The sequence below is a fragment of the Kitasatospora putterlickiae genome (genome assembly GCF_039527695.1).
Lineage (GTDB): Bacteria > Actinomycetota > Actinomycetes > Streptomycetales > Streptomycetaceae > Kitasatospora > Kitasatospora putterlickiae.
The window spans coordinates 12,874-18,304 of record NZ_BAAAKJ010000024.1; the positions used below are offsets into that span (position 1 = coordinate 12,874).

At 73.2% G+C, this 5,431-nt stretch carries 5 protein-coding genes; 2 read left to right on the top strand and 3 right to left on the bottom strand.

Features of this window, described 5'->3' with window-relative positions:
• Both ABD308_RS03050 and ABD308_RS03055 read right to left on the bottom strand, forming a co-directional pair.
• Positions 1-667, bottom strand: a 667-nt coding sequence (locus ABD308_RS03050) for an LLM class flavin-dependent oxidoreductase (protein WP_344325096.1), incomplete at its 3' end; no start/stop codon positions are given.
• Positions 668-731: 64 nt separating this feature from the next.
• Positions 732-1,196, bottom strand: coding sequence for a MarR family winged helix-turn-helix transcriptional regulator (locus ABD308_RS03055; protein ID WP_344325099.1), 465 nt, complete (start codon positions 1,194-1,196; stop codon positions 732-734).
• Between the two features lie 157 nt (positions 1,197-1,353).
• On the opposite strand from ABD308_RS03055, the gene ABD308_RS03060 reads away from it, so the two are divergent.
• Together ABD308_RS03060 and ABD308_RS03065 are read left to right on the top strand one after the other, a co-directional pair.
• On the top strand, positions 1,354-2,808 hold the full coding sequence (locus ABD308_RS03060; protein WP_344325102.1) for an MFS transporter: 1,455 nt from the start codon (positions 1,354-1,356) through the stop codon (positions 2,806-2,808).
• A gap of 118 nt (positions 2,809-2,926) precedes the next feature.
• A complete protein-coding gene (locus tag ABD308_RS03065; protein ID WP_344325105.1) occupies positions 2,927-4,585 on the top strand; it encodes an AMP-binding protein in 1,659 nt (552 codons plus the stop codon).
• A 104-nt stretch (positions 4,586-4,689) separates the two neighbouring features.
• Here ABD308_RS03065 and ABD308_RS03070 read toward each other — a convergent pair.
• The coding region (locus tag ABD308_RS03070; protein ID WP_344325108.1) for an N-acetylmuramoyl-L-alanine amidase at positions 4,690-5,431 on the bottom strand (742 nt) is incomplete at its 5' end.

The following is a 5,431-nucleotide window of genomic DNA, read 5'->3' on the forward strand; positions in this document are numbered from 1 at the left end:
CGCCGGGGAACAGCTCGCCGACGGTGCGCAGCACCACCTCGGTCTCGCCGAGCGCGGGCAGCACCTGCCGGGTGAGGTAGTCGACCGAGGTGAACGGGTGGCTGAGGAAGCCGTCCGCCACCGCGCCGGCGGTGCGCACCATCAGCGGGCCGACGCCCGCCAGCAGGATCCGCGGCATCCCGGCCGGGATCGGGTCGGGGGAGAAGACCGGCGTCATCACGGTGTGGGTGTAGAAGTCGCCCCGGAAGCGCAGCCGCTCGCCGGTCTGCCAGCCGTGCCAGATCGCCCGTACCGCGTGCACGTACTCGCGCATCCGCGCGGCCGGCCGGTCCCAGGGCATTCCGAAGCGCTTCTCGATGTGCGGCTTGACCTGCGAGCCGAGCCCGATGACGGCCCGTCCGCCGGACGCCGCGTGCAGGCCCCAGGCCTGGTAGGCGAGTGTCATCGGGGTCCGGGCGAGGGCCACCGCGACGCCGGTGGCCAGCTCGATGGAGCTGGTGCGGTCGGCGGCCCGGGCCAGCTGCAGGAACGGGTCGTAGGCGGTCTCGGAGACCACCAGTCGGTCCGCGCCCCGCCGTTCGGTCTGCTCGGCGGCGTCCAGGATGCCGGCCGGGTGCGCGGGGGCGAGCGCGTCGAGGAGGAGGGCGGGGGCCTGCGGGCGGTCCATCGGTCGGGCTCCTGGTGGGCGGTCGGGTCCGGCGTGTGGCGGTGTCCAGCGGTGTCACCTGGTGTCAGGGGCGGGGCCAGGGCCGTCCGTCGAGCCGCTCGATGCCGGTGTTGAAGCGCCGCAGGAACGCGGCGAAGGCCTCGATGTCCTCGGCGGGCCAGTCCTCCATCACCAGGTCGAGGGCGTGGACGCGCGCGGCACGGTCCTCGTCGAGCCGCCGGTCGCCCTCCTCGGTGATGCGGAACTTGCGGGCCAGCCCGCCCTCGGGGTCGGGGATCCGCTCGACCAGCCCGGCCCGGCTCATCGCGGCGGTCTGCCGGTTGAGGGTGGAGGCGTCGAGCCCGAAGGCGTCGCTGAGCTCGCCGATCGACATCGGGCCCTGCACCCGGATCCGGCTGAGCAGGATGTACGCGCTGCGGTCGAGCGCGTTCTCGTGCGTCCGGGCGCCGTGCGGGCTCAGGTAGTGGTGCCGGCTGAGCACCATGTACTCGAACGCCACGTCGTCCGTGGGCTCGCTGGGTCCGCTCATGACGTCGCCCTTCCCGTCCCTGGCTTCGGCGCCCTGACCTGCGGTGTTCGCGCACAGTATGGCAGGCGTGCGCCCATCGGAGTCGATATGCATCATGCATATCATGTGTAGGATGCACATCCGTTGACCGCCGCACGGACCCGAGGAGCCCCCGCCGATGACCGCCCCACCTACCGCCACCCCTGACCGGACCAGGGGCATCGTCGCCACGCTCGCCCTCACCGGCACGGTGGCCGCGATCATGCAGACCCTGGTCACCCCGCTGATCGGCGAGCTGCCGAAGATCCTCGACACCTCCGCGTCCAACGCCTCCTGGGTGATCACCGCGACCCTGCTGTCGGCCGCCGTGTTCGTGCCGATCAGCGGCCGGCTCGGCGACCTGCTCGGCAAGCGGCGGATGCTGCTGGCCTGCTGCGCCCCGCTCCTGATCGGCTCGGTGATCTGCGCGCTGACCTCCTCCGTGCTGCCGATGATCGTCGGGCGCGGACTCCAGGGCATGGGCATGGGCGTGGTGCCGCTCGGCATCAGCCTGCTGCGCGAGGTGCTCCCGCCCGAGCGGCTCGGCTCGGCGATCGCCCTGGTCAGCGCCTCGATGGGGATCGGCGGCGGTCTCGGCCTGCCCATCTCGGCGGCGGTCGCCCAGTACGCCAGCTGGCGCGCGCTGTTCTGGGGCGCGGCCGTCCTCACCGTGGGGATCGCCGCGATGATCCGCTTCCTGGTGCCCGCCCCCGCGACCGCTCCGGCCGGCGGCCGCTTCGACGCCGTCGGCGCGATCGGCCTGGGCGCCGGACTGGTCTGCCTGCTGCTGCCGGTCTCCAAGGGCGGCGACTGGGGATGGACGGACGGGACCACACTCGGCCTGTTCGCGGCCGCCGTGGTCCTGCTGCTGGCCTGGGGCGCCTGGGAGCTGCGGATCGCCGAACCGCTGGTCGACCTGCGGGTGACCGCCCGCCCTCTGGTGCTGCTGACCAACGTGGCGTCCGTGCTGGTCGGCTTCGGGATGTACGCGCAGGCGCTGATCATCCCGCAGCTGCTCCAGCTGCCCGAGGCCACCGGCTACGGCCTGGGCCAGTCGATGCTGGCGATGGGCCTGTGGATGGCGCCCTCCGGCCTGATGATGATGGTCGTCTCGCCGCTCGGCGGCCGGCTCTCGGCGGCGCGCGGCCCGAAGTTCACCCTGGTCGTCGGCGCCCTGGCGATCGCCGCCGGGTACGGGGTTTCGATGCTGCTGATCGGCTCCACCTGGGGCGTGCTGATCGTGTCCCTGGTCTGCAACACCGGTGTCGGCCTGGCGTACGGCGCGATGCCGGCGCTGATCATGAGCGCCGTGCCGCTGTCCGAGACGGCCTCGGCGAACAGCTTCAACACCCTGATGCGCTCGCTCGGAACCTCGGTGTCGGCCGCTGTCGTCGGCGTGGTGCTCGCCCAGCTGACCACCAGCACGGGCGGTCACGTGCTGCCCTCCGAGGCCGGCTTCCGGGTCGGCCTGCTGATCGGCTGCGGCGTCGCCCTGGCCGCCGCGGCGGTGGCCGCGGCCATTCCGGTGCCGCCCGTGCCGGGCGCCCCGAAGGCCGCCACCGGCGCCGCCGAGCGCACCGCCGCCGCGGCCTGACCTGGGACGTCTCCCGCCCCCTGCCCCCCGGGAAAGGTGGTGCGCGAGTGGGTGACGGGGAGAGGCGGGCTGCGTAGACTCGGGCGACCTGCGCCGGACGAGTCCAGGAGCCCTCATCATGACCTCGCCCTCCCCGTCCCCCAGCATCAGCGTCGGCGGCACCTCCGTGCCGCTGCTGGAGCACACCATCGGTGCCGCGCTCGACCGCGCCGTCGCCGCCTTCCCGGACCGGGAGGCGCTGGTGGACGTGCCGAGCGGTCGGAGGTGGACGTACCGGGAACTGGCGGCCGAGGTCGACCGGGTCGCGCTCGGGCTGCTCGGGCTCGGGGTGGGCACCGGCGACCGGGTCGGCGTCTGGGCGCCGAACTGCCCGGAGTGGGTCTTCACCCAGTACGCCACCGCGCGGATCGGCGCGATCCTGGTGACCGTCAACCCCGGCTACCGCGCCCACGAGGTCGAGTACGTGCTGCGGCAGTCGGGGATCCGCACCGTCGTGGCGGTGCCCGACTTCAAGACCTCGGACTACACGGCCATGCTCGCCGAGGCCGGCCCGCGCTGTCCCGGCCTGCGGGACGTGCTGCTGATCGGCTCGCCCGGGTGGGACGACCTGCGGGCGGCGGGGGAGAACGGCGACCGGGAACGGCTGGCCGCGATCGGCGCTGAGCTCAGCCCCTACGATCCGATCAACATCCAGTACACCTCGGGCACCACCGGCTTCCCCAAGGGCGCCACGCTCTCGCACCACAACATCCTCAACAACGGGTACTTCGTGGGCGAGCTGTGCGACTACACGGAGGCGGACCGGATCTGCGTGCCCGTGCCGTTCTACCACTGCTTCGGCATGGTCATGGGGAACCTGGCGGCGCTCTCGCACGGGGCCTGCGTGGTGATCCCCGCCCCGGCCTTCGAGCCGGCCGCCACCCTGCGCGCGGTGGCCGCCGAGCGCTGCACCTCGCTCTACGGCGTGCCGACGATGTTCATCGCCGAGCTCAACGACCCGGGATTCGCGGAGCACGACCTCTCCAGCCTGCGCACCGGGATCATGGCCGGCTCGCCGTGCCCGATCGAGGTGATGAAGCAGGTCGTCGACCGGATGGGCATGCGGGACGTGTCCATCTGCTACGGCATGACCGAGACCTCCCCGGTCTCCACCCAGACCCGCGCAGGGGACCCGCTGGAGCGCCGGGTGTCCACCGTCGGCCGGGTGGGCCCGCACCTGGAGGTCAAGGTGGCCGACCCGCAGACCGGCGAGACCGTCCCGCGCGGCACGCCCGGCGAACTCCGCACCCGGGGCTACTCGGTGATGCTCGGCTACTGGGACCAGCCCGAGCGCACCGCCGAGGCCGTCGACGCCGACGGCTGGATGCACACCGGCGACCTCGCGGTGATGGACGAGGAGGGCTACCTCAACATCACCGGGCGGCTGAAGGACATGGTGATCCGTGGCGGCGAGAACGTCTACCCGCGCGAGATCGAGGAGTTCCTGTTCACCCACCCCGACGTCCTGGACGTCCAGGTCATCGGCGTGCCCGACGCCAAGTACGGCGAGGAGCTGATGGCCTGGGTCCGGCTGCGGCCCGGCGCGCCCGAGCTGACCGCCGAGGCGCTGCGCGCGTACTGCGCGGGCCGGATCGCGCACTACAAGGTGCCGCGCTACGTGCACCGGGTGGACGAGTTCCCGATGACCGTCACCGGGAAGATCCGCAAGGTGGAGATGCGGGAGCGGGCCGTCGAACTGCTGGGCCTGGACGGGGCGGCGGGCATCGAGCACGCCTGACCGGACACCCCGGAGTCCGCGGTGGGCCGGTGGACGCCCTGAGCGGTCCGACCCCGGGCGGCGGGTGCCCGGGGTCGGCCGTCGGACCGTCCGACGGCGGGCCGTCAGAGCGCGGCGACCTCGGCGCGCAGCGCGGGCAGCGTCGCGTACATCGTGCCGCCGGGGCAGTCGGTGGCCAGCCAGTCGCGGTGGCCGCTGATCAGGTCGACCGGCTTGGTCACGCCGTTCACCGGGTTGACGAAGGTGACGTGGGCCTGCGGGTCCAGCCCGTGGGTGCGGGTCAGCAGGGCGAGCAGCAGGGTCAGCGAGCGGCGGGCCTTCGCCGTCGGCTCCTGCCCGGTCAGGGTGCCGAGCAGGGCGATGCCCAGGTTGCCGGAGTTGAAGCCGGCGGTGTGGAAGGCGGTCACCGCGTTGCCGTCGGCGTCGTGCGCCGGGAGACCGTCGTCGCCGGACCAGCGGCCCTCGTAGATCCGGCCGGCCTCGTCGATCAGGAAGTGGTAGCCGATGTCGCCCCAGTCCTGGGTGACGGCGTGGTACTCGTAGATCGCCCGCACGGTGGCGGCCGGGTCGGCGTCCGCGTTCGGGGTGTCGGTGTGGTGCACCGTCAGGGTCTGCAGCGGGTAGTACTTGGCGGGCGAGTTCTCCACGCCGTTCTTGAAGCGCTTGGACTCGTCGGCGCCCCACGCGGCGCGGCTGAGGTACTCGACGCCGCAGAAGGTGACCGGCGCGGTCGGGGAGAGCGTGGCGGTGCGGGCCGGTCCCGCGGTGGTGTCCAGGGCGGTGGAGCGCACGTTGGCGGCGCCGTCGGGCAGCCGGGGGCCGATCAGCCGGCGGTGCCCGGCGAGC

What these genes read in the sequence shown, in the direction of transcription:
- ABD308_RS03055 (WP_344325099.1), bottom strand. Translation starts at nt 1,196, where the DNA reads ATGAGCGGACCCAGCGAGCCCACGGACGACGTGGCGTTCGAGTACATG.
- ABD308_RS03065 (WP_344325105.1), top strand. Translation starts at nt 2,927, where the DNA reads ATGACCTCGCCCTCCCCGTCCCCCAGCATCAGCGTCGGCGGCACCTCC.
- ABD308_RS03060 (WP_344325102.1), top strand. Translation starts at nt 1,354, where the DNA reads ATGACCGCCCCACCTACCGCCACCCCTGACCGGACCAGGGGCATCGTC.